Source organism: Paraburkholderia sp. BCC1876 (assembly GCF_902833695.1).
Taxonomy (GTDB): Bacteria; Pseudomonadota; Gammaproteobacteria; order Burkholderiales; family Burkholderiaceae; genus Paraburkholderia.
The window spans coordinates 285,149-306,964 of record NZ_CADFGI010000004.1 but is presented as its reverse complement, the minus strand read 5'-3'; the positions used below and the strand labels follow the sequence as shown (position 1 = coordinate 306,964).

The 21,816-nt window shown below is 64.1% G+C and carries 20 protein-coding genes; 15 read left to right on the top strand and 5 right to left on the bottom strand.

Translation table 11 applies throughout. From position 1 onward, the window contains the following. Window positions 1-117: 117 nt before the first annotated feature. The 4 genes from rpmH to yidC all read left to right on the top strand — a co-directional run bounded on the left by rpmH (window position 118) and on the right by yidC (window position 2,780). Window positions 118-252, top strand: coding sequence for a 50S ribosomal protein L34 (rpmH, locus tag HWY05_RS16780; protein ID WP_004198824.1), 135 nt, complete (start codon window positions 118-120; stop codon window positions 250-252). Between the two features lie 14 nt (window positions 253-266). Next, window positions 267-755 carry a ribonuclease P protein component gene (locus HWY05_RS16775; RefSeq protein WP_231584989.1) on the top strand — a complete coding sequence of 163 codons (489 nt, stop codon included), beginning with the start codon at window positions 267-269 and terminating at the stop codon, window positions 753-755. A gap of 105 nt (window positions 756-860) precedes the next feature. Continuing rightward, window positions 861-1,091, top strand: coding sequence for a membrane protein insertion efficiency factor YidD (gene yidD / locus HWY05_RS16770; protein WP_081936011.1), 231 nt, complete (start codon window positions 861-863; stop codon window positions 1,089-1,091). A 30-nt stretch (window positions 1,092-1,121) separates the two neighbouring features. Beyond that, window positions 1,122-2,780 carry a membrane protein insertase YidC gene (gene yidC / locus HWY05_RS16765; RefSeq protein ID WP_176058973.1) on the top strand — a complete coding sequence of 553 codons (1,659 nt, stop codon included), beginning with the start codon at window positions 1,122-1,124 and terminating at the stop codon, window positions 2,778-2,780. Between the two features lie 177 nt (window positions 2,781-2,957). Here yidC and HWY05_RS16760 read toward each other — a convergent pair whose 3' ends face one another. Both HWY05_RS16760 and HWY05_RS16755 read right to left on the bottom strand, forming a co-directional pair. Continuing rightward, window positions 2,958-3,365, bottom strand: coding sequence for an XRE family transcriptional regulator (locus tag HWY05_RS16760; protein ID WP_176058972.1), 408 nt, complete (start codon window positions 3,363-3,365; stop codon window positions 2,958-2,960). Between the two features lie 298 nt (window positions 3,366-3,663). Then, complete coding sequence (locus HWY05_RS16755) at window positions 3,664-4,098, bottom strand: XRE family transcriptional regulator (protein ID WP_176058971.1); 435 nt, start codon at window positions 4,096-4,098, stop codon at window positions 3,664-3,666. A 393-nt stretch (window positions 4,099-4,491) separates the two neighbouring features. Here HWY05_RS16755 and mnmE point away from each other — a divergent pair, with 393 nt between their 5' ends. The 3 genes from mnmE (at window position 4,492) to HWY05_RS16740 (ending at window position 7,665) form a co-directional block, all read left to right on the top strand. Continuing rightward, a complete protein-coding gene (mnmE, locus tag HWY05_RS16750) occupies window positions 4,492-5,886 on the top strand; it encodes a tRNA uridine-5-carboxymethylaminomethyl(34) synthesis GTPase MnmE (RefSeq protein WP_176058970.1) in 1,395 nt (464 codons plus the stop codon). Between the two features lie 184 nt (window positions 5,887-6,070). Further along, a complete protein-coding gene (locus HWY05_RS16745; RefSeq protein ID WP_176058969.1) occupies window positions 6,071-7,255 on the top strand; it encodes an integrase arm-type DNA-binding domain-containing protein in 1,185 nt (394 codons plus the stop codon). Window positions 7,256-7,503: 248 nt separating this feature from the next. Further along, window positions 7,504-7,665, top strand: a complete 162-nt coding sequence (locus HWY05_RS16740) for a hypothetical protein (protein ID WP_176058968.1) — start codon at window positions 7,504-7,506, stop codon at window positions 7,663-7,665. 83 nt (window positions 7,666-7,748) lie between these two features. Here HWY05_RS16740 and HWY05_RS16735 read toward each other — a convergent pair whose 3' ends face one another. Next, window positions 7,749-8,099 (bottom strand): ecotin precursor, encoded by a 351-nt coding sequence (locus HWY05_RS16735; protein ID WP_176058967.1) that lies wholly within the window; start codon window positions 8,097-8,099, stop codon window positions 7,749-7,751. Window positions 8,100-8,398: 299 nt separating this feature from the next. On the opposite strand from HWY05_RS16735, the gene HWY05_RS16730 reads away from it, so the two are divergent. The 7 genes from HWY05_RS16730 (at window position 8,399) to HWY05_RS16700 (ending at window position 17,492) form a co-directional block, all read left to right on the top strand. Further along, the gene (locus HWY05_RS16730; protein ID WP_176058966.1) at window positions 8,399-10,024 is read left to right on the top strand and encodes a methyl-accepting chemotaxis protein; all 1,626 of its coding nucleotides are present in this window, start codon (window positions 8,399-8,401) and stop codon (window positions 10,022-10,024) included. Window positions 10,025-10,084: 60 nt separating this feature from the next. Continuing rightward, complete coding sequence (locus HWY05_RS16725) at window positions 10,085-10,549, top strand: chemotaxis protein CheW (protein ID WP_035554220.1); 465 nt, start codon at window positions 10,085-10,087, stop codon at window positions 10,547-10,549. Beyond that, complete coding sequence (locus HWY05_RS16720) at window positions 10,546-12,024, top strand: CheR family methyltransferase (RefSeq protein ID WP_176058965.1); 1,479 nt, start codon at window positions 10,546-10,548, stop codon at window positions 12,022-12,024. The genes HWY05_RS16725 and HWY05_RS16720 overlap by 4 nt, the downstream gene beginning before the upstream one ends. Beyond that, window positions 12,017-12,730 (top strand): chemotaxis protein CheW, encoded by a 714-nt coding sequence (locus HWY05_RS16715; RefSeq protein WP_176058964.1) that lies wholly within the window; start codon window positions 12,017-12,019, stop codon window positions 12,728-12,730. The genes HWY05_RS16720 and HWY05_RS16715 overlap by 8 nt, the downstream gene beginning before the upstream one ends. After that, a complete protein-coding gene (locus HWY05_RS16710; RefSeq protein ID WP_176058963.1) occupies window positions 12,727-15,270 on the top strand; it encodes a hybrid sensor histidine kinase/response regulator in 2,544 nt (847 codons plus the stop codon). Before HWY05_RS16715 ends, HWY05_RS16710 begins: the two co-directional genes overlap by 4 nt. A gap of 17 nt (window positions 15,271-15,287) precedes the next feature. After that, window positions 15,288-16,301 (top strand): chemotaxis response regulator protein-glutamate methylesterase, encoded by a 1,014-nt coding sequence (locus tag HWY05_RS16705; RefSeq protein ID WP_035554226.1) that lies wholly within the window; start codon window positions 15,288-15,290, stop codon window positions 16,299-16,301. A gap of 72 nt (window positions 16,302-16,373) precedes the next feature. Then, window positions 16,374-17,492, top strand: coding sequence for a diguanylate cyclase (locus HWY05_RS16700; RefSeq protein WP_035554228.1), 1,119 nt, complete (start codon window positions 16,374-16,376; stop codon window positions 17,490-17,492). Window positions 17,493-17,496: 4 nt separating this feature from the next. On the opposite strand, the gene mdeB is transcribed toward HWY05_RS16700, so the two are convergent. Next, window positions 17,497-20,250: an alpha-ketoglutarate dehydrogenase gene (gene mdeB / locus HWY05_RS16695; RefSeq protein ID WP_176058962.1), complete on the bottom strand. Its 2,754-nt coding sequence runs from the start codon at window positions 20,248-20,250 to the stop codon at window positions 17,497-17,499. Window positions 20,251-20,403: 153 nt separating this feature from the next. On the opposite strand from mdeB, the gene HWY05_RS16690 reads away from it, so the two are divergent. Further along, a complete protein-coding gene (locus tag HWY05_RS16690; protein WP_035554231.1) occupies window positions 20,404-20,931 on the top strand; it encodes an Lrp/AsnC family transcriptional regulator in 528 nt (175 codons plus the stop codon). 23 nt (window positions 20,932-20,954) lie between these two features. Here the strand turns inward: HWY05_RS16690 and HWY05_RS16685 are convergent, their stop codons facing one another. Continuing rightward, window positions 20,955-21,767: an SDR family oxidoreductase gene (locus HWY05_RS16685; protein ID WP_176058961.1), complete on the bottom strand. Its 813-nt coding sequence runs from the start codon at window positions 21,765-21,767 to the stop codon at window positions 20,955-20,957. Window positions 21,768-21,816 lie beyond the last annotated feature (49 nt).

Genomic DNA, 21,816 nt, shown 5'->3' with positions numbered 1-21,816 from the left:
AGAAAACCGGTTTAAATAGCGGGTTCCGCGAAAACCAATTCTGTAAACCTCCGGCCATTGCCGCTTCAGCGATGATCGTGCGGTTATTTTTCGATCAGTCGATCAAGTGAGAGCAACATGAAACGTACTTACCAACCTTCCGTTACCCGTCGCAAGCGCACCCACGGCTTCCGCGTTCGCATGAAGACCGCAGGTGGCCGCAAGGTCATCAACGCACGTCGCGCGAAGGGCCGCAAGCGCCTCGCCATCTAAGGCAGGCGAGCGGATTGCGCGCTGTGACTGAAGCCCGCGGTGAGGCGGGAACAGGTGGGGCGCAGCAACTGGGCTCGGTTCCGTTGCGAGCGCAAGCCGCCTTCCCCAAAGCCGCAAGGCTACTGAAAACGGATGAATTTTCATCCGTTTTTCGTTTGCGCCCGTGGCGCCGCACCGCGCACTTCGTGGTGTACGGCCGGCCCACCGGCAACGACGCACGTCTTGGCCTCGTAATCGGCAAGAAGTACGCGCCGCGCGCGGCCACGCGTAATCTGGTACGTCGAATCGCGCGTGAAGCCTTCCGGCTGCGTCGCGCGGAATTCGGCGGTTGGGATGTGCTGCTGCGTTTGCACACGCGCTTCGACAAGAAAGCTTTGCCGAGCGCCTCGTCGCCGCCTTTGAGGGCGTTGTGCCGCAGCGAAATCGAGGCGCTGCTCGACAAGGCAGCGCGCGAAATTGTCCGTCGTCAGGCGCCGCCCGCGGAAGCGCCCCAAACGGAATGACGCTCAAGTGACTGCCCGTTGCGCCGCTTTGCGGCTCCCGCAGCCCTGCTGCGCGGGCATCCACCCGGACCTCCACGTTGCGCGGCGCTGTTAGCCGCACCAGCCATGCAAACGGTACTCTTCGCTTTATTGCGTTTCTACAAGGTTGCCGTGAGCCCAATGCTCGGCAACCGGTGCCGTTTTTACCCTTCCTGCTCTGATTACGCGCGCGAAGCAATCCAGTATCATGGCGCCGCGCGCGGGACTTATCTCGCCGCCAGGCGTATTTGCCGTTGCCACCCGTTTTCCGCGGGCGGCATCGATCTCGTCCCGCCTCCCACTTCTGAAAAGCGCTGACGCGCCGTTCCATCGACACTGAGACAACGCATGGATATCAAACGCACCGTCCTATGGGTCATCTTTTTCATGTCAGCGGTCATGCTGTTCGACAACTGGCAACGCGACCACGGACGCCCGTCGATGTTCTTCCCGAGCGCCACGCCGACGCACACCGTCGGTAGCGCCGAACCGGGAACCACGACGCCGGGAACCCAGCCCGCCGATTTGCCGGCCACGAACGCAGCTGCTCCGGGCAACGCGCCGGCCGCCGCGCAATCGCAACTGATCAAGTTCAGCACCGACGTCTATAACGGCGAGATCGACACCCGCGGCGGCACGCTGTCGAAGCTGTCGCTCGTGAAGCAAGGCGACGGCAAGACGCCGGACCTGGTGATCACGCTGTTCGACCGCACCGCGAACCATACGTATCTGGCGCGCACCGGTCTGCTCGGCGGCGATTTCCCGAACCACAACGACATCTACACGCCGTTGCCGAACCAGCCGCACGATCTGACGGGCGACGAAAAATCGTTCCAGCTCAGCTTCGAATCGCCGGTGAAGGGTGGCGTGAAGGTCATCAAGACCTACACGTTCACGCGTGGCAGCTATGTGATCGGCGTCGACACGAAGATCGAGAACGTCGGCACCGTGCCGGTGACGCCGTCGGTCTATATGGAACTGGTGCGTGACGATCAGCCGGTGGAAACGCCGCGCTTCTCGCACACCTTCATCGGGCCGGCTGTCTACACCGACCAGCATCACTTCCAGAAGATGACGTTCAGCGACATCGACAAGAACAAGGAAGACTTCGTCAATTCGGCCGACAACGGCTGGGTCGCGATGGTGCAGCATTACTTCGCGTCGGCGTGGATTCCGAAGCAGGGCGTGAAGCGCGACATCTACGTCGAGAAGATCGATCCGGCGTTGTATCGCGTCGGCGTGAAGCAACCGGTGGCGACGATTGCGCCGGGCCAAACGGTCGACGTCTCCGCGCGCCTGTTCGCCGGTCCGGAAGAAGAGCGCATGCTCGAAGGCATCGCGCCGGGTCTGGAACTGGTGAAGGACTACGGCTGGGTCACGATCATCGCGAAGCCGCTGTTCTGGCTGCTCGAGAAGATTCATAGCTATGTCGGCAACTGGGGCTGGTCGATCGTGCTGCTCACGCTGCTGATCAAGGCGGTGTTCTTCCCGCTGTCGGCCGCGAGCTACAAGTCGATGGCGCGCATGAAGGCGATCACGCCGCGTATGCAAGCGCTGCGCGAACGCTTCAAGGGCGATCCGCAGAAGATGAATTCGGCGCTGATGGAGTTGTACAAGACCGAGAAGGTCAATCCGTTCGGCGGCTGTCTGCCGGTCGTGATTCAGATTCCGGTGTTCATCTCGCTGTACTGGGTGCTGCTGTCGTCGGTGGAAATGCGCGGCGCGCCGTGGATTCTGTGGATTCACGATCTGTCGCAACAGGATCCGTTCTTCATCCTGCCGGTGCTGATGGCCGTCTCGATGTTCCTGCAGACGCGTCTGAACCCGACGCCGCCGGACCCGGTTCAAGCCAAGATGATGATGTTCATGCCGATCGCGTTCTCGGTCATGTTCTTCTTCTTCCCGGCCGGTCTGGTGCTGTACTACGTCGTGAACAACGTGCTGTCGATCGCCCAGCAATACTACATCACGCGGATGATGGGCAAGTCGAAGACGAAAGCGGCCTGAGATCGGGTCTGACGGCGAGCGCTAACGCGCTTGCCGTCCGCAAGACCGATTCACGCCGACGCCAGCTGATCGCGGTATTAAAACCGCAGCAGCGCGTAAAAAGAAAAGCCGCCCGGTGCAAACCGGGCGGCTTTTTTCATGGTCGGCGCGTCAACGTTCGGCCGGCAAACGCCGCGGTTATTCTCCCGCCGTATCCTCGCCGTAAAAACGCACGATCATCTCTTCCACGAGGAACCGGTCCTTCGGGGTAAGCGACTCGATCTTCGACGCCAGTTCGATCGTTTCGGGCGAAGGCGGATACTTTTCGCCCCGCGCGAGCGGCCTCGCATTCGCGCCCGGCGCCGGTCCGTAGTGAAGCCAATGCTCTTTCACATTCAGCCACTCGGCCAGCATGCGCAGCTTGTCCGGCTTCGGAACCGTCGCGCCCGACAGCCACTTGTGGGCGGCTTGCGTCGTCACCGGACGCTCCCCGTGATAGCGCAGATTAAACTGTTCGGCGAGCTTGGTCCCGCCGCGAATTTTCAGCGGTTCTAGCAGGTCACGCAGCCTCTTGGCAAAGGCCGCTTTCTCTTGTTTGGTCGGCATGGGCCAGATTGTGCAATTCAGCGTCTAACCAGTTGACAACCATACGAGCTATGATTTAGCGTATTTGAGATAGATTTAGCTTGTATCCCGCTTCACGCAAGCCGTTTCGCAGAATTCAAATTTTTTGATTTTTCTTTGTATGGCGGGCGTGCCAGCGACATGACCATCTTAGAAAGCCTTAATTTGTCTCAACAATCGCGGTAACAATCCTAGCTTAGTTGAGATAAATCCGAATCGCTGGCAGAAAGTGGTGCCCGAGGCGGGTCACAGCAATCGCACCCACACCCCGCAACACACGCTACGTCTCACCCTCCCCCGCCTTCATCTCTTCCACCGGTTCCACCTCTTCACCGTAAAACCGCACGATCATCTCCTCGACCAGAAAGCGGTCCTTCGGATTCAGCGCGCCGATCTTCGAAGCCAGTTCGATGATTTCAGGCGACGGCGGATACTTCTCCTCGCGAGCGAGCGGCTTCGCGGCCATGCCCGGCGACGGTCCATAGCGAAGCCAATGTTCGGTCACCAGCAGCCATTCGGCTAACGTGCGCAACTTGTCGGGCATCGGAATGGTGCTGCCCGAGTGCCACTTATGCGCGGTTTGCGGTGTCACCGGTTCGCCGCGATAGTGTTTATTGAATTCCTTGGCGAGTCTCGTCCCACCGCGGATCTTGAGCGGTTCCAGCAGGCCCTTCAGTCTCTTGGCGAAGGCGGCTTTTTCTTGTTTGGTCGGCATGCGCCGGATTGTGCAATTCTGCGTCCGGTCTGTTGACAACCCCGCGGGCTATGGGGTGGCGTAATTGAGATAAATTTAGCTTGTCTGCCGCTTCGTGCAACGCGTTCCGCCGATTTCAAATTTTTCGATCTTTTCCTTATTGGATGGCCTTCCAGGCGATTCGGCCGGCCTACGCGCTCCTAATTATTCTCGGAAACCACGATACATTCCTAGCTTATTTAAGATAAATCCCAACTGGCGGGGTAAAGTGACCGATGCGACGCGCCACCGTTGCTGGAAGCCGCCCGTCGCAAACCCTGGCAAACGCTCGCGTTACAATGCCTCGCGCCGCGTCGGCCCACTCGGCCCACACTACGCCGCGCCGCCCTTCCTCCGTTTTTTGCCAAGCACCCCATGCTCACCACCGATTCAGATCCCATCGTCGCCATTGCCACCGCACCCGGTCGAGGCGGCATCGGCGTCGTGCGGATTTCGTTCGGCCGTGCGGGCGAAGCGGCGGCTCAGCCGTTGATGCTGGCGCTCACCGGTCAGTCGCTCGCAGCGCGTCACGCGAGCTACGTACCGTTTCTCGACGGCAGCGGCAACGTGCTCGACCGTGGCATCGCGCTGTACTTTCCGGCGCCGCATTCGTACACCGGCGAACACGTGCTCGAACTGCAAGGCCACGGCGGTCCGGTCGTGCTGCAACTCGTGCTGCAGCGCTGCGTCGACGCCGGCCGCGCGTTCGGCCTGCGTCTCGCGGAGCCGGGCGAATTCACGCGCCGCGCCTTCCTCAACGACAAGCTGGACCTGGCGCAAGCCGAAGCCGTCGCCGATCTGATCGAGGCCAGCACCGAAGCCGCCGCGCGCTCGGCCGGCCGCTCGCTCGACGGCGCGTTTTCGCGCGACATTCACGCGCTGGTCGAAGACGTGATCACGCTGCGCATGCTGGTCGAAGCCACGCTCGACTTCCCGGAAGAGGAAATCGACTTTCTCGAAGCCGCCGACGCCCGCGGCAAGCTCACACGCATTCGCGAACGCCTCGCGCACGTGCTGAGCGAAGCGCGCCAAGGCGCGCTGCTGCGCGAGGGTTTGTCGGTGGTGCTCGCGGGGCAGCCGAACGTCGGCAAATCGTCGTTGCTGAACGCGCTGGCCGGCGCTGAATTGGCGATCGTCACACCGATCGCCGGCACGACGCGGGACAAGGTCGCGCAAACCATCCAGATCGAAGGCATTCCGCTGCACGTGATCGACACGGCGGGCCTGCGTGATACCGAGGACGAAGTCGAAAAGATCGGCATTGCGCGCACCTGGAGCGAGATCGAACGCGCGGACGTGGTGTTGCATCTGCTCGATGCGCGCATCGGCATGACCGCCGAAGACCAAACGATCGCCGCCCGCTTCCCGGGCGGTGTGCCGGTGGTGCGCGTGCTGAACAAGACCGACCTGACCGGCCTCGCGCCAGCGACGCAAGCGCTCGATACCGACGCCGAGCTCAGCGAGGTGCGGCTATCGGCGAAACAGGGCGATGGCGTGGCGCTGCTGCGCGACGAGTTGCTGCGGATTGCCGGCTGGCAAGCGGGCGCGGAAAGCGTCTACCTGGCGCGCGAGCGGCATCTGATCGCCCTGCGCGCCGCCGAGGAGCATCTCGCGACGGCGGCCGCGCACGCGGATCAGAACTCGCAGGCGCTGGATCTGTTTGCGGAAGAACTTCGGCTCGCCCAGGATCAACTGAACTCGATCACAGGCGAATTCAGCTCGGACGATCTGCTTGGGGTGATTTTCAGCAGGTTCTGTATTGGGAAGTAGTGAGTGCTCGGCTTGTTCGCTAGCTTGACAGAAAACCTCATCAAGAAAGGCTCGCTTGATCAGCCACCACATTCCGATCGGCCACCTTCAACCTACCGTTGTGATGCCAAAACACAGCCAATCTTTGGTACACAGACCGGATAAGCGCTAAAATCCCCGCTGGCCACGTACCCGCGATCCCAGCATGCCCCGACTAGCCGTCCCGCTCACCGAAAGCCAGATTCGCGCGCTCGAACCGCGCGCCACCCGCTATTGCGTCGCGGACGGCAACGGCCTCGTCATCGAAGTCATGACGACCGGCACCAAGGTCTGGCGCTTCCGCTATTCGCTGAACGGCCGCCGCCAGCCGCTCGCCACGATCGGCGACTATCGGATGATCTCGCTGCGGGTCGCGCGGGCCAAGGCGCAGAAGTATGCGGAGATGGTCGCGCAAGGCGTCTCGCCGGTCGCGACGGCGCGCCGGGACCGCGGCGCCGAGAGCAAAGCCGACGTGCTGCGCGAAGCCGCCGAGCTGTACCTTGCAACGGAAATGGCGGGCAAATCGGCCGAATACCGCCGCACCACCCGTCGCGCGCTCGACAAAGACGTGTTGCCGGCCATCGGCGGCATGGGGATCAAAGCGGTGACCGCGGACGACGTCGTCGCGATCTGCGAGCGCATCAAAAGCCGTGGTTCGCCGAAAATGGCGCTGCACACGCGCAACGTGATCAAGCGTCTCTATGCGTATCTGATCGCCCGCCAGCTCGCCACCAGCAATCCGGCCGACGTCGTGCCGGCGCGCTCCATCGCCACGTTCGACAGCCGCACCCGCGTGCTTTCCGGCGACGAGATCGGCGTCATGCTGCGCGCTATCGACGCGTCGAGCATTCGCCGCCCGTTGAAGCTGGCGCTGCATCTGCTGGTGCTGACGATGGCCCGCAAATCGGATCTGGTGGAATCGCGCTGGGACGAATTCGATCTGGACCACGCACGCTGGACGATACCCGCCGCACGTCTGAATAAGGACCAGGATCAACGGGTGCCTCTGTCGCGTCAGGCCGTGTCGATGCTGCGCGAGCTTCAGCACGCCAGGGCGAGTGGAAGCTTCGTATTCCCGAGCGTCAGGGGCGACGACAAACCCATCGCCAAAAGCACGCTGAATCAGGCGGTCAAAGCGCTGGGGCTGGAGGTGGAGCATTTCGTCCTGCATGACTTCCGGCGCACGGCGGCCGCGCATTTGCGGAACCTGACGCAATCGACCGACGCGGCAGATGAAACCGCCGGTCAAGACACGAACCAGGAAGACGCCGCGGAGCAGCGTGCACAGGTGCAGGGCTGGGCGGACTTCGTCGATTCGCAAATCGAGAGTGGGCGGAAAGCCGGGGGGTGAGTGGTGTCTAACGATCAACGCTTCCGGCGCGACACCTGCTTTGAGAAACCGTGATCGAGTCGTCTTTTTGGTACACAAGACCTAAAACGCCCGACTTAAATCGTTGTCACAAAAAAGGAAATCGCCTTCTTCGCGGCGTTTTAAAAGGTGAGAAGAATAGGACGCCTCCACGCACATCACGTCGCCCTTTTTTCCCGCGATTCATCGCCTAAACTTAAAGTCCGACGCAACCCAACACGGGGGCTCCCATGTCTGAATCGTTGTTGGCTTATTTGCTGGGACCCGTTGTCATGCTGCTGGTCGGCGTGGTTATCTGGGCAGCGTCCCACTATCACCACAAGACCAGGCCGCCAAAATTCGAGCGCTGGCTCGACACGCACTACGCGGAATGGCTGCATCACCGGCACTGAGCGGCATATGAAACAAAAAGCCGTCGCTTCAAAGGCGACGGCTTTTTTATGTTCGTACAGCGCGCGCGAGGCGCGCCGGACGCTCACCAACCCGGCTGAGGCTGCGGATATCCCGGATACCCGTATTGCGCTTGCGGAGGCGGCCCACCGCACGCGACATAGCCGCCGCTGTACTGGTCATAGCAATATCCCGGCGGCGGACCCGCATACACGGGGGCCGGCTGATACGCCGGTTGCGCATAAACGGGCTGCGCATACACCGGTTGCTGGTAGGCCACCACCGGCGCCGGATTCAGCGCAGAGGTCACCACCGCGCCCAGCAACGCCCCGCCGATCAGCGCACCGACCACGTCGCCGCCATTGCCATGAGCCGAGGCTTGCCCCGCAATGCTCAGGCTCCCAATCATCACCAACGCCACTGCGATCTTTTTCATGTTTGACTCCCGCCGTTGAGGCATGGAACGGATTGTGGAGGTCGCGGGCAGAAATAGATGCTGCAAGTGGTAACTAGACATTACCCGTGTAACCGCCGCGCGCCGTGCGTCGCAAACCAGTTTCCCAGGGGTTCCACCGCTCAACGAGATCAGCCCCCCAATCCGCCGATCAATGTAAAATTCGCCGCACAAGCTGTCGGATCAATCCGGCAGCCCGCAAAGCTTTCCGATCCCTCGACCCGAGACATCCCACGTCGACCAACCGGGTTCGAGACAAAGCCAAAGTAAGGGGCGTGCGCGTGAAACAATGGACCATCCGGCAACGGATTCTGTGCAGCTTCGGGATCGTGCTGATCGTGATGCTGACAATGGCGATCGTCACTTTCGAACAGCTCGGCGGCATCGACCGCAACGCCAGGAGCCAGCAGCAGGACTCCATGCCGGGCCTCTACTACGCCACCGCCATGCGCGCGGCGTGGTTCGAGAACTACTCCGTCACGCAGCGCCTCATCTATATCGACGCGGACCCCGATTCCGTCAAGCGCGATAGCTTGCGTCTGCAGGAAACCCAGCAGACGCTGCAGAAGCTGCTCAACGACTACAGCGCGACCATCTTCCGCGACGTCGACCATGAGCTCTTCAACGATTTCCGCCAGCAGCAGGCGCAGTACGTGCCGATCCAGGCGTCGTTGCTGAACGTCCTGCCAACTTCGAAAGACAACGCCGCGCGCATCTTCAACACACAACTCACACCGATCTGGGAAACCGGCCGGCTGTCGGTGCGCAAGCTGGTCGAGAACAACAAGAGTTACGCCGACGCGTCCGCCGAAAGCATTCGCGGCTCGGTCGAAGCGACCCGCATCGTGCTGCTCGTGATGATGCTGCTCGCCGCGACTGTCGCCGTGCTGTCCGGCTACTGGCTGCTGCGCGCGGTCACCACGCCGATGGCCAAAGTGCTGCAGGTCGTCGACATCATGCGCACGGGCGATCTGACGCAACGCCTGCAACTGAACCGCGCGGACGAAATCGGCGCGCTCGAAACGGGCTTCAACCGCATGACCGACGAAATCACCGCACTGGTCGGCCAGGCGCAGAAATCGGCGGTGCAGGTCACCACCTCGGTCACGGAAATCGCCGCGACCTCGCGCGAACAGCAGGCCACCGCGAACGAAACCGCCGCCACCACCACCGAGATCGGCGCAACCTCGCGCGAGATTTTCGCGACGTCGCGCGATCTGCTGCGCACCATGAACGAAGTCTCCGAAGTAGCCGGCCAGTCGGCGGCACTCGCGGGCACCGGTCACGCCGGTCTCGCGCGCATGGAAGAAACCATGCGCCTCGTGATGGAAGCGGCCGGCTCGGTCAACGCGAAGCTCGCGATCCTCAACGAGAAGGCCAGCAACATCAACCAGGTCGTCGCCACCATCACCAAGGTCGCGGATCAGACCAACCTGCTCTCGCTGAACGCGGCGATCGAAGCGGAAAAAGCCGGCGAATACGGCCGCGGTTTCGCGGTCGTGGCCACCGAAATCCGCCGCCTCGCCGATCAGACCGCGGTCGCGACTTACGACATCGAACAGATGGTCAAGGAGATCCAGTCGGCCGTGGCCGCGGGTGTGATGGGCATGGACAAGTTCTCCGAAGAAGTGCGGCGCGGCATGCTCGACGTGCAGAACGTGGGCGGCCATCTCACGCAGATCATCCAGCAGGTGCAGCAACTCGCGCCGCGCTTCTCGATGGTCAACGAAGGCATGCAGACCCAGGCGACCGGCGCCGAACAGATCACTCAGGCGTTGACGCAGCTTTCCGAGGCCGCGCAGCAAACGGCGGAATCGCTGCGCCAGTCGACCCAGGCGATCGACGATCTGACGCACGTCGCCAACAGTCTGCGCACCGGCGTGTCGCGCTTCAAGGTCATGGCCTGACGCGCGGCAGCCCGCGCCACGAAGCCAGACACCCTTCCCGTCCAGCCACCACCCACGCCGATGCTCTTCATCCTCTTCACGCTCGATAGCGAACGCTACGTGATCGACGCGACGCAGGTGGAGCGTCTGATGCCGCTCACGCCGCAGTCGCCGCCGAAGACGATCCCCGGCGCGCCGTCATGGGTAGCCGGCGTGCTGGACCACGAGGGCACGCCGCTGCCGCTGATCGATCTGCCGGCGCTCGCGCTCGGTCGTCCCGCCGCGCAGCTCATGTCGACGCGCGTGGTGCTGGTGCGCTATCCGTACGCGGGCACCGTGCGCCTGCTCGCGTTGCTGCTCGAAGGCGCAACCCGCACCTTGCGTCTGGACGCCGACGCGTTTCACGACGCCGGCATCGACCTGCCGCACGCGCGCTATCTCGGCCCGGTCGCGAGCGAGGCCGGCGGTCTGGTGCAATGGATTCGCGTCGAACATCTGCTGCCCGACGACGTCAAGGCGCTGCTGTTTCCCGAGGCGCACGCATGAACGCGCATCACGACAACGCGCCGCTGTACCGACGCTTCGCGGAACTCCTGCACCGGGCCATGGGACTCGACGCGGCGTCGCTCGGCCATAGTGCGATCGAGCGCGCGGTCGACCAGCGCGCTGCGGCGTGGTACGCGGACGGTCACCCCGACGCCACGCTCGCCGACTACTGGAACGCGGCGCTCGCGTCGCCGGCCATCGTGCAGGCGCTGATCGAAACCGTGGTGGTGCCGGAGACCTGGTTCTATCGCGACGCCGACGCGTTCAAGGCACTCGCGCGGCTCGCGCACGAGCGCTTATACGAACGCGGCGCCGCGCTGCCGCTGCGCATTCTGAGCCTGCCGTGTTCAACCGGCGAAGAACCGTACACGATCGCGATGACGTTGCTCGACGCGGGCATCGACGCCGCGCAGTTACGTATCGACGCGATGGATATCAGCGAACGTTCGCTCGCCGTTGCGCAGCGTGCACACTACGGCCGCAATTCGTTTCGCGGCAACGCGTTTCCGTTTCGCGACGCGCACTTCACACGCACCGAAGACGGCTGGCGTCTCGCGCCGCGCATCGTCGATACGGTGCGATTCTCGCGCGCCAATCTGATGCAACTCGACGCCGCAGCGCTGGGCGTCTACGACTTCGTGTTCTGCCGCAACGTGCTGATCTACTTCGACCGTGACGCGCAGCAAACCGCGTTGCACGCGCTCAATCAGGTGCTCGCCGAAAACGGCACGCTGTTCGTCGGTCCGGCGGAAACCGGGCTGCTGATGCGTTACGGCATGCAGTCCGCGAAGATTCCGCTCGCGTTCGCCTTCCATCGCGCGGCGCCGGGCGAAACGCAGTTGAACGGTTGGCATACCGCGCCGCTCGCCACCGCCGCCGCACTCGCCATGACGCACGCGCCGGTGCCCGCGCTCGCTCCCTTGCAAGTGTTCTCGGCGGAGCCGTTCGCGTGGCCCGATCCGGTTGCGCGCGCATCGATCAACGGGGCGGCACAGAGCGCACCGTTTAACGGCATCACTGCCGGGTCCACCACGCCGCTCAACGAGGCAATGCCGTCCGCGTCGCTTCATGCCGGATCGTTGCCAGCGCGACAATCGCCGATGACTTCGTCGCCAACGCACAACGTGCTGCCGCCCACCGTCACCGCGCCGACCAACGCCGCCCGCGACAGTCTGGACGCCGCGCACGCGCTCGCCGATGCCGGCCGTCTCGCGGAAGCCGCCACGGCGATCAACGTTTATCTGGAGCAACACGCGCCGCACGCCGACGCGTTTTATCTGCTCGGCGTATTGGCCGACGCCAACGGCGAAACAAACCTCGCGCGCGGCCACTATCGCAAGGCGCTCTATCTCGATCCGCAGCACACGGAAGCACTCGCCCATCTGGCGACATTGCTCGAACTTGAAGGCGACCGCAATGGCGCGCGTCTGCTGATGCAACGCGCGTCGCGCACACAGGGAGCGCCACGTGGCTGATACGCAGACGATCGGCTTCGACGATTGCTGGAACCGCATCGGCGTGCGCGGCGATTCGTCGTGCGAGCGTCTCGACGACTATGTGCGTTGCCTGAATTGCCCGGTGTTCGAAGCGGCCGCGGCCAGACTGCTGGAGCGGCCGATTCCGCGCGTGGATCTCGCGCTGCATGAAGCGCGCGTGCCGGCGCAGACACATCAAAAACACGAAGGACAAAACGCGAGCGAATCCTTCCTCGTCTTTCGTATCGGTGACGAATGGCTGGCGCTGCCCACGCCGATCTTCAAGCGCATCGTGCAGACGCGGCCGATTCATACGTTGCCGCATCGGCAACATCGCGCGGTGCTGGGCGTGGTGAATGTGCAGGGCGAGTTGCTGGTGTGTTTGTCGCTCGCGCATCTGCTCGGTTTCGACGCCGGCGGCGCTGCGCAAGACAAGCGCGATAAGCGCAACGACCGCGACGACCGCGCGCGGCACGAACTGCCGCGCCTGCTGGTGGTCACGCGCGGCGAAGAACATGCGGTGTTGCCGGTCGACCAGGTGGACGGCGTGCACCGGTTCGCGCTCGACAGTTTTTGCCCGCCGCCCGCCACGCTGTCGCAAGCGGCCGCCGCGCATACGCGCGCGGTCGCGCCGTGGCGCGGCATGAGCGTCGGTCTGCTCGACGCCGACGCGTTATTCGATACATTGAACCGGAGTCTCGGATGACGGACGACCCGCGCCGCCCGTCGCTGATCGATCTTTTCCGCGAAGAAGCGCGGACCCAGGCACGCGTGCTGAACGACGGCCTGCTCGCGCTCGACCGTGCGCCACGCGACGCCGCCGCGCTCGAAGCCTGCATGCGAGCCGCGCATTCGCTGAAGGGTGCAGCGCGGATTGTCGGCGTGCAGGTCGGCGTCGAACTCGCGCACGAGATGGAGGAGTGTTTCGTCGCGGCGCAGGAAGGGCGCGCATTGCTCGACGCGGTGTGGATCGACGAGTTGCTGCGCGGCGTGGATATCATCGCGCGCATCGGCAATGACGAGGATGAATCGGCCCGCGATGAGGTCGGCACCTGCGTGGCGGCATTGCATGCGCGGATGGCGAGTGTGCTGCCGCATGGGGCAGCGACGCGGAGTGGGTTTGCGTTGGGTGCTGACTCGGCACTGACGTCGGCTTCCGGCTCCATGGCCGCTTACGGTTCTACGCCCGCTACGTCTGCCACTCCTTCCGCAGCCGCACCGAGCACAACGACGCCATCACCCGCACCCGCCGACGCCCCCCCAGCATTCGACCCCGACGCCGCCTTCAACCTGCTAGCCGAAGCGCTGCGAGCTGAAGCGAAGTCGACTGCCTCCGCGCCTGCGCCTGCGAACGTCTCCGCATCTGCGAGCGCACCCGCAGATCCCACAGCCTCCCCGCTGCTGCCTTCAGCGCCCGCCTCGACCATCGCCGGTAACGCAATTCCCGCGCAGCCCGCAGCGCCCTCGGCGAGCAACGCGAGCGCCACCACCACCGAATCCGGCCGCATGCTGCGCGTACGTGCCGACAACCTCGACCGCCTGCTGTCGCTGTCCGGCGAATCGCTGGTCGAATCGCGCTGGCTGAAACCCTTCGCGCAATCGATGCTGCGCATCAAACGCGTCCATCGCGACGGTACCCGCGCGCTCGATCAACTGCACGAAACGCTCGCCGACCTCAAGCTCGACCCACGCGCCCAGGCCGCGCTCGAAGAAGTGCGCCGTCTCACCGCCGAATCGCAGCACCTGCTCGCCGAGCGTCTGGCCGATCTCGAAAGCTTCGACCGTCGCTCGACGCATTTGTCGCAACAGCTCTACGACGCCGCGCTGCAATGCCGGATGCGTCCGTTCGGCGACGGCACCGGCGGACTCGCTCGGATGGTGCGCGACGTCGCGCGTTCGCTCGGCAAAAAGGTGCGCTGGCAACTCGTCGGCGAATCGACCCAGGTGGACCGCGACATTCTCGACCTGCTCGAAGCGCCGCTCGGCCACATGCTGCGCAACGCGCTCGACCACGGCATCGAAGCGCCCGCCGTGCGCCTCGCGCGCGGCAAGCCGGAAGAAGGCACGCTCACGCTCGACGCACGCCACACCGCCGGCGCGCTGCTCATCACAGTCTCCGACGACGGCGCGGGCATCGACCTCGACGCGTTGCGCGCGTCGATCGTGCGCAAGAAGCTGGCGAGCGACGAAACCGCCGCCCGTCTGTCCGAAGCCGAACTGCTCGAATTCCTGCTGCTGCCCGGCTTTTCGCTGCGCGATCAGGTAACCGATCTCTCCGGCCGCGGCGTCGGACTCGACGCGGTGCACGACGTCGTCAAACGCGTGCGCGGCACGGTGCGCATCACCCATGAACCCGGCCTCGGCACGCGCGTGCAACTGCAATTGCCGCTCACGCTGTCGGTGATCCGCAGCCTGTTGATCGAAGTCGCAGGCGAGCCGTACGCGGTGCCGCTCGCGCACGTGAACCGCACGCTGAACGTGAGCCGCGCGGAGATCGAACTGCTCGAAGGCCATCAGCACATCGCCTTCGCCGGCCGGCGCATCGGCGTCGTCACCGCGCATCAGATTCTGGACACCGCCGCACCCGCCGATCAAAGCGACGCCGTCAGCATGATCGTGATCGGCGACGGTCCGCACACGTACGGCGTGGTGGTCGACCGTTTTCTCGGCGAGCGGATGCTGGTGGTGCAGCCGCTCGACCCGCGTCTCGGCAAGGTCCGCAATATCACCGCCGGCGCGTTGATGGAAAACGGCGACCCGGTGCTGATCGCCGACGTCGACGACTGGTTGCGTTCGGTCGAACGGCTCGTCGCGGGCGGCGATCTGAGGCACACGCAACACGGTGTCGCGCCGGCCGCACAGCGCACGACCCGCCGCGTGCTGGTGGTCGACGACTCGCTCACCGTGCGCGAACTCGAACGCAAGCTGCTGGCCACGCGCGGCTACGACGTGACGATCGCCGTCGACGGCATGGACGGCTGGAACGCCGTGCGCGGCGAACGCTTCGACCTCGTCATTACCGACATCGACATGCCGCGCATGGACGGCATCGAACTGGTCACGCTGATCAAGCGCGATCCGCAGTTGCAGTCGCTGCCGGTGATGATCGTTTCGTATAAAGATCGCGAAGAAGACCGTCGCGCCGGCCTGAACGCCGGCGCCGACTACTATCTGGCGAAAGGCAGTTTTCACGACGAAGCACTACTCGATGCGGTGCGTGATCTGATTGGCGAAGCTTACGGCTAAGCCCGGGGGTAAAACGGATGAAAATCGGAATCGTCAACGACATGCCGCTCGCCATCGAGGCGCTGCGCCGCGCACTCGCGGCGCGCCACGACTACGACGTGCTATGGGTCGCGCAAGACGGACAGCAGGCGGTCGATTTCTGCACCGCGCAGCGGCCCGACATCGTGCTGATGGACCTGGTGATGCCGAACGTCGACGGCATCGAAGCTACGCGCCGCATCATGGCGCGTGCGCCGTGCGCGATCCTGATCGTGACCGTCGACGTCGGCGCGAACGCGTGGCGCGTCTATGAAGCGATGGGCGCGGGCGCCCTCGACGCCGTCGATACGCCGTCGCTGAGCGGGCCCGACGCGCACAAAAGCATCGCCACGCTGATCGCGAAAATCGACCGCATCGGCGCGCTGGTCAAGGAGCGCATCGCACCCGGCGCGGCGGCTGCCGGCACACCCGTCAGCGCGACGAACAGCGATACGCCGCTGGTGGCGATCGGCGCATCGGCGGGCGGTCCCGCCGCGCTCGCAACCTTGCTCGCCGGTCTGCCGAAAGATTTTCCGGCGGCGACCGTGATCGTGCAGCACGTTGACGCGGCGTTCGCGGCCGGCATGGCCGACTGGCTGAACCAGCAATCGGCGTTGCCGGTGCGGATCGCCCGCGAAGGCGACCGGCCGCAAGCGGGCCTCGTGCTGCTCGCCGCCACCGACGATCACCTGCACCTCAAGTTGCCGAACGTGCTCGGCTACACGCGGGTGCCGGAAGAAACGCCGTACCGCCCGTCCGTCGACGTGTTTTTTCACAGCGTGGTGGCACGCTGGCCGGCGCGCGCGGTCGGCGTGCTGCTGACTGGTATGGGTCGCGACGGCGCAATCGGTCTCAAGGCAATGCGCACCAAGGGCTATCACACGATCGCGCAGGACGAGGCGACGTGCGCCGTGTACGGCATGCCGAAAGCGGCGGCCGCGCTCGACGCCGCCGTCAGGATTCTGCCTTTACCGAGGATTGCTACTGCACTCGCGGCTGCGATCAGCGCGTGATTGGCGCACACTGTCCGCGCGACCGCATCTGAGCACGTTTCGATTCACTGACATTCATTCTGGCTGAACATCATGGACACTCCTAAACCGCATCGGAACGCCGCCGCGCAGGACCTCGCAGAAGACGACGCGAACGCGCAGGCGCAAGCGTTGGAAGCGGAGGACGCCCCCAATCTCGCCGTTGACGACGCGTTGGCCCGCATCCTCGGTAATCCGCCGGCTGCCGAATGCCCGATCATGGTGTTGCTGGTCGACGACCAGGCGATCATCGCCGAAGCGATCCGGCTGGCGCTGGCCGGCGAGTCGAGCGTCGATTTCCATTACTGCGCGTCGCCCGAAGAGGCGGTGCGCTGCGCCGACGAAACGCGCGCCACCGTGATCCTGCAAGACCTGGTGATGCCGGGCACCGACGGCCTCACGCTGGTGCGTCAGTACCGCCAGAATCCGGCCACGCGCGACATTCCGATCATCATGCTGTCGACCAAGGAAGAGCCGCTGGTGAAAAGCGCGGCATTCGCTGCCGGCGCCAACGACTATCTGGTGAAGCTGCCGGACCGCATCGAGTTGATCGCGCGGATTCGTTATCACTCGCGCTCGTATCTGAACCTGCTGCAACGCGACGAGGCGTATCAGGCGCTGCGCCAGTCGCAACAGCAGTTGCTCGCGACCAATCTGGAGTTGCAGCGGCTCACGCATTCGGACGGGTTGACGGGGCTGTCGAATCGCCGTTACCTCGATCAGTATCTGGCCGCCGAATGGCGCCGCGCCATGCGCGACAAAACCGGCCTCGGCTTTCTGATGATCGATGTGGATAACTTCAAGGCCTACAACGACACCTACGGCCACGTGGCTGGCGACGAAGTGCTGAAGCGCGTCGCGCAAACCGTCGAAGCCTGCCTGGGACGCTCGCCCGATCTCGCCGCGCGCTTCGGCGGCGAAGAGTTCGCGGTGGTGCTGCCGGGCACGTCGTCGGGCGGCTTGCGGCTGCTTGCCGAGAAGATCCGCATCGCGATCGAAGGGCTCATGATTCCGCATGCGGGCTCCGCGAGCGGCGTGGTGACGATCAGCATCGGCGCGGCGACGCTGGTGCCGTCAGCGGCCGAGCCGGTGACCAAGCTGATCGAAGCCGCCGACATCGGCCTGTATCGCGCCAAGCGGGACGGGAAGAATCAGGTCGCGGTGAGCGACTGATCGTTCAGCGTTGCCAGGACGCGGCGCCGGGCGCTGCGTCACCCCGATAGCGGGCGCGCGCTTCGGCGAGTACCGTGGCCTCGATGGCGCCCTCGTCCACCAACGCTTTGAGCGCGGCTATCACGATGGAGCGGCGGTCCACTTCGAAGAATTCGCGCAGCGCCTGGCGCGTATCGCTGCGGCCGAATCCATCGGTGCCGAGCGTCACGTAGCGGCGCGGCACGTAGGCGCGAATCAGTTCGGGCACCGCGCGCACGTAGTCCGTTGCGGCGATGATCGGACCTTGCGATGCGGCGAGCGCTTGCGTGACGTAGGGCGTGTCTGCATCGGTATCGGTGCCGCCGCCGAGACGCGCAAGCCGCTCCGCCGCCATCCCGTCGCGCTGCAACTCGGTGAAGCTCGTCACGCTCCACACGGCGGCGTCGATCTGCCAGTCGTCCTTCAACATCTGCTGCGCCGCGATCACTTCGCCGAGAATCGCGCCCGCGCCGAGTAACTGCACCCTGGCGTTCGCGGCACTTTCCTGCTGAGCGCCCAGCGCGTAGATGCCCTTCAGAATCCCTTCCCTCAGCGTCGTCCAATCGCTATCCGGCACCGAAGGCTGCGGGTAGTTTTCGTTCATCACGGTGACGTAATAGAACACGTCGCGCTGTGCCTCGACCATCTCGCGCATGCCCTTGTCGACGATCGCGGCAAGCTCGTACGCGAACGCCGGATCGTACGCGCGGCAATTCGGAATCGTCGATGCCGCCAGATGACTCGACCCGTCCTGATGCTGCAAACCTTCGCCGCCGAGCGTCGTCTTGCCCGAGGTCGCGCCGATCAGAAAACCTCTCGCGCGTTGATCGGCCGCCGCCCAGATCAGATCGCCGATGCGCTGGAAACCGAACATCGAGTAGTAGATGTAGAACGGCAGCATCGGCAGATCGTGCACGCTGTACGACGTCGCCGCCGCGACCCACGACGACACCGCGCCCGCCTCCGAAATGCCTTCCTCGAGAATCTGGCCTTGCGTGTCCTCGCGGTAGTACAGCATCGAGCCGAGGTCTTCCGGCTCGTACAACTGCCCGAGCGGCGAATAGATGCCGACCTGCCGGAACATGTTCGCCATGCCGAAGGTGCGCGCCTCGTCGGCGACGATCGGCACGACGCGCTGGCCAACTTCCTTGTCCTTCAGCAGCGCGGTCAGCATGCGCACCAGCGCCATGGTCGTGGACATCTCGCGGCCGTTCGACTCCAGCGCGAATTGCCCCCAGGAGGACACCGGCGGGACGATCAGCCCCGTCGATGCGACTCTCCGCCTTCTGGGCAGATAGCCTCCAAGAGCCGCCCGGCGAGCATGCAGGTACTGCATTTCCGGGCTGTCCGCTGCGGGTTGGTAAAACTTCACCTGTTCGACGTCGTGGTCCGTCAGCGGCAGGCGGAAACGGTCGCGAAACGCCTTCAGGTCATCGAAATCGAGTTTCTTCTGTTGATGCGTGGTCATGCGGCCCTGCCCCGCGGTGCCCATGCCGAAGCCCTTCATCGTCTTCGCGAGGATCACCGTCGGCTGGCCTTGATGGCCCAACGCCTTCGCATAGGCCGCGTGCAGTTTGCGCACGTCGTGACCGCCGCGTCGTAAACGGTCGATATCGTCGTCGCTCAATTGCGCGGCGAGCGCAGCCAACTCCGGGTTCTGGCCGAAGAAGCGCTCGCGGTTGTACGCGCCGTCGTTCGCCGAGAAGGTCTGGAACTGACCGTCGACGGTTTGCGCGAACGCGCGCAGCAAGGCGCCGGTGCGGTCGCGCGAGAACAATGCGTCCCAGTCCGAGCCCCACAGCACCTTGATCACGTTCCAGCCGGCGCCGATGAAATGCGCCTCCAGTTCGTCGACGATGCGGCCGTTGCTGCGCACCGGGCCGTCGAGACGCTGCAGGTTGCAGTTGATCACGAACACCAGATTGTCGAGCCCCTCGCGCGCGGCGAGCGAGAGCGCGCCGGTCGATTCCGGCTCGTCCATCTCGCCGTCGCCGAAGAAGCCCCACACCTTGCGGCCGTCGGTTTGCGCGAGGCCACGGTTGGCCAGGTAGCGCATGAAGCGCGCCTGGTAAATCGCGTTGATCGGGCCGATGCCCATCGAGCCGGTCGGGAACTGCCAGAAGTCCGGCATTAGCCACGGATGCGGATACGAACACAAACCCGGGCCGCCGATCTCGCGCCGGTAATGCTGCAGGTTCTCTTCGGACAGAAAGCCTTCGAGGTAAGCCCGCGCGTACACGCCCGGCGACGAATGCGGCTGGAAGTACACGAGGTCGCCAGTGCCCGCCTCTCCGCCCGGCGCCGCCGCGCGGAAAAAATGGTTGAAGCCGACTTCGAACAGATCCGCCGCCGACGCATAACTCGCGATATGACCGCCGAGTTCACCGTAGGCCTTGTTCGCGCGCACCACCATGGCGAGTGCGTTCCAGCGCAAGGCGGCGGCGAGCCGTTCCTCGAGTTCGAGGTTGCCCGGATAGCGCGGCTGTTGCTCAAACCGGATCGTGTTCTGATACGGCGTGACGTTGGTGCGTGCCGATTCGACACCGAGCGACAGCGCGTGGCTCGCCAGCTTGTCGAACAGAAACTGCGCGCGGTCGCGACCGACGTGTTCGACCACCGCATCGAGTGCGTCGAGCCATTCGGCGGTTTCCTGCGGATCGTCGTCCGCCTGCTCCGCGCCGCCGACTTGCTGCACATTCAACGCCCGCACCTGCTCATTACCGTTGGACAAATCCGTCATGGCACCACTCCCGCAATCGACGCGTTCGGCTCAAGATCGAGTGAGTCAATGGTAACCATGAGGTCGCAAAATGAGCGTCTGAATTGCTTGTGATCGTCCGCTGCGATAGGCTATTTATTCCGAAATTCGCCGCCCACACGGAATATTTCATCTATGACGACGCCACCCCGCCGGCTCGACCGTATCGACATCGGCATCCTGAGCCAGTTGCAGCAGAACGCGCGCATCACCAATGCGGATCTGGCGCGCTCGGTGAATCTGTCGCCGACGCCGTGCTTCAACCGCGTACGCGCGCTCGAAAAGCTGGGCCTGTTCAAGCAGCAGGTCACGCTGCTCAATCCGGAACGGCTCGGGCTGCGCATCAACGTGTTTATTCAGGTGAGTCTGGAAAAGCAGGTGGAAGACGCGCTGCAGCGTTTCGAGCAGGCAATTTCGGAGCGCCCCGAGGTGATGGAGTGTTATCTGATGACGGGCGACGCCGATTATCTGTTGCGCGTCGTGATGCCGGATATGCAGACGCTCGAGCGCTTCATCGTCGATCATTTGACGAAGATTCCGGGTATTTCCAATATCCGTTCGAGCTTTGCACTCAAGCAGGTGCGCTATAAGACGGCGTTGCCGTTGCCGTCGTCGGGATTGACGCTGGTCGATCCCGACGACGTGGCGACGGATTGGCGCTAGGGCGCCGCGCCGTACAGCCTTCTTCAAGCCGCCTTGGCGCTCGCGTAACGAGCGGCCGGCAGCTTGTGCGACAGATTCGGCTGCAAATGCTGGCGCGCGGTGTTGAAACGCTCCCAATCCGCGGCGTCCGGCAACGACGGAATCGTCACGAGTTCGCCCTGGTCCAGACCGGCGAGCGCCGCGTCCACCATGTCTTCGGCGGTCATGACGATCTGCGCGGGCAAATGCTCGACCGCGAGTCCGGCACGGTCCCAGAACGCCGTGCTGGTCGCGCCCGGCAAGACCGCCTGCAACTGCACGCCCTTGTCGCCCACTTCGTGCTGCAGCGACTGCGTCAGATTCAGGACATAGGCCTTGGTACCGCTATACGTGCCGTTCAACATCTCCGGCGACAACGCCACGACCGACGACACATTGATCAGAATCCCTTTGCCGCGCGCGACGAAACCCGGCACGGCCGCCGCCGTCAACCGCGTGAGCGCGGTCACGTTCAGCTCGATCATCTGCTCGAGCGAGTCGACATCGGAATCGATCAGCGACGCCGTCGCGCCGACGCCCGCGTTGTTGACCAGCATCGTGATGTTCTGGTCCACGCGCAGCCGGTCTTCGATGCGGCGCGTATCGGCCTTCACGGTCAGATCCGCGCCGATGGTCTCGACGCTGCGACCGGTGGCCTGCTTCAGACGGTCGGCCAGGCCGTTCAGCCGGGCGACATCCCGGGCGACGAGGATCAGGTCGTAACCGCGCCGCGCGAGGCGATCCGCATACACCGCGCCGATGCCCGACGATGCGCCCGTCACCAATGCCGTTCCTTTGTTGCCTGCTTGCGTTGCCATTTGAAGCGCTCCTTGCGGGCGCGGCGCTTTGCGCCTGTGCCCTGTCAGA

Bases quoted from the DNA above. Each gene is read 5' to 3' on its own strand.
- rpmH (WP_004198824.1), top strand. From the start codon at position 118: ATGAAACGTACTTACCAACCTTCCGTTACCCGTCGCAAGCGCACCCAC.
- yidD (WP_081936011.1), top strand. From the start codon at position 861: ATGCAAACGGTACTCTTCGCTTTATTGCGTTTCTACAAGGTTGCCGTG.
- yidC (WP_176058973.1), top strand. From the start codon at position 1,122: ATGGATATCAAACGCACCGTCCTATGGGTCATCTTTTTCATGTCAGCG.
- HWY05_RS16760 (WP_176058972.1), bottom strand. From the start codon at position 3,365: ATGCCGACCAAACAAGAGAAAGCGGCCTTTGCCAAGAGGCTGCGTGAC.
- HWY05_RS16755 (WP_176058971.1), bottom strand. From the start codon at position 4,098: ATGCCGACCAAACAAGAAAAAGCCGCCTTCGCCAAGAGACTGAAGGGC.
- mnmE (WP_176058970.1), top strand. From the start codon at position 4,492: ATGCTCACCACCGATTCAGATCCCATCGTCGCCATTGCCACCGCACCC.
- HWY05_RS16745 (WP_176058969.1), top strand. From the start codon at position 6,071: ATGCCCCGACTAGCCGTCCCGCTCACCGAAAGCCAGATTCGCGCGCTC.
- HWY05_RS16740 (WP_176058968.1), top strand. From the start codon at position 7,504: ATGTCTGAATCGTTGTTGGCTTATTTGCTGGGACCCGTTGTCATGCTG.
- HWY05_RS16735 (WP_176058967.1), bottom strand. From the start codon at position 8,099: ATGAAAAAGATCGCAGTGGCGTTGGTGATGATTGGGAGCCTGAGCATT.
- HWY05_RS16725 (WP_035554220.1), top strand. From the start codon at position 10,085: ATGCTCTTCATCCTCTTCACGCTCGATAGCGAACGCTACGTGATCGAC.
- HWY05_RS16720 (WP_176058965.1), top strand. From the start codon at position 10,546: ATGAACGCGCATCACGACAACGCGCCGCTGTACCGACGCTTCGCGGAA.
- HWY05_RS16710 (WP_176058963.1), top strand. From the start codon at position 12,727: ATGACGGACGACCCGCGCCGCCCGTCGCTGATCGATCTTTTCCGCGAA.
- HWY05_RS16705 (WP_035554226.1), top strand. From the start codon at position 15,288: ATGAAAATCGGAATCGTCAACGACATGCCGCTCGCCATCGAGGCGCTG.
- HWY05_RS16700 (WP_035554228.1), top strand. From the start codon at position 16,374: ATGGACACTCCTAAACCGCATCGGAACGCCGCCGCGCAGGACCTCGCA.
- mdeB (WP_176058962.1), bottom strand. From the start codon at position 20,250: ATGACGGATTTGTCCAACGGTAATGAGCAGGTGCGGGCGTTGAATGTG.
- HWY05_RS16690 (WP_035554231.1), top strand. From the start codon at position 20,404: ATGACGACGCCACCCCGCCGGCTCGACCGTATCGACATCGGCATCCTG.
- HWY05_RS16685 (WP_176058961.1), bottom strand. From the start codon at position 21,767: ATGGCAACGCAAGCAGGCAACAAAGGAACGGCATTGGTGACGGGCGCA.